Raw genomic sequence first — 574 nt, 5'->3', positions numbered from 1 at the left:
CGGCGGCGGCGGCGGAAGGCTACCTCCGCGCGACGCACCCCTGCGGGAGCGTGACCCTCGGCCGGTCCCACCATTGAGCCCACCACCGACCAACTCGGCCCGCGGCTCGCCTTCTCCGCCGGCCCCGTCCCGGGTGACGACGGACAGCAACGGCCCCTCGTGCGGCCGGCCGTCCTTGAACAGCTGGAAGGCGTTCAGCAGCCGATGCTGCCCTGCCACCAGAACGTAAGCACCCGTCCCCGGATGCCGGATAGGCATCAGAACCACATCGTCCGGCAGATCCGCCGGCCTCGGCGCATCCATGGACACCATCATGTCCGGCGTGACCACCATGATGGTGCCAGGCACGGTGAACGCCCCACCGAGATCACCATTACCGGTCCTCGTGAGTCCATCAACGCCGGCGACGGCCACCCCAAGGTCCGGCCGGCCATCACCAGCCTCATCCGAACTCCCGTCGAGCGCGTCATTGTCCACATCGTCCGACGCAACCGGCGAATCCAACGGGTTTCGGGCGTCGTCCCGCTCGTAGCGGCGGTCGGTTCGCACCGGGAACGCTTCTACCGGCACGGCA

Annotated in this window: 1 protein-coding gene; it reads right to left on the bottom strand. The window is 69.0% G+C overall.

Annotation, left to right across the window (positions count from 1 at the left end):
* The coding region (locus tag QSK31_RS48550; protein ID WP_285692002.1) for a hypothetical protein at nt 1-549 on the bottom strand (549 nt) is incomplete at its 3' end.
* Between the last annotated feature and the right edge of the window lie 25 nt (nt 550-574).

The sequence above is a fragment of the Actinoplanes sp. NBRC 103695 genome (genome assembly GCF_030269485.1).
GTDB lineage: Bacteria > Actinomycetota > Actinomycetes > Mycobacteriales > Micromonosporaceae > Actinoplanes.
This window is presented reverse-complemented; position numbering and strand designations above follow the sequence as displayed.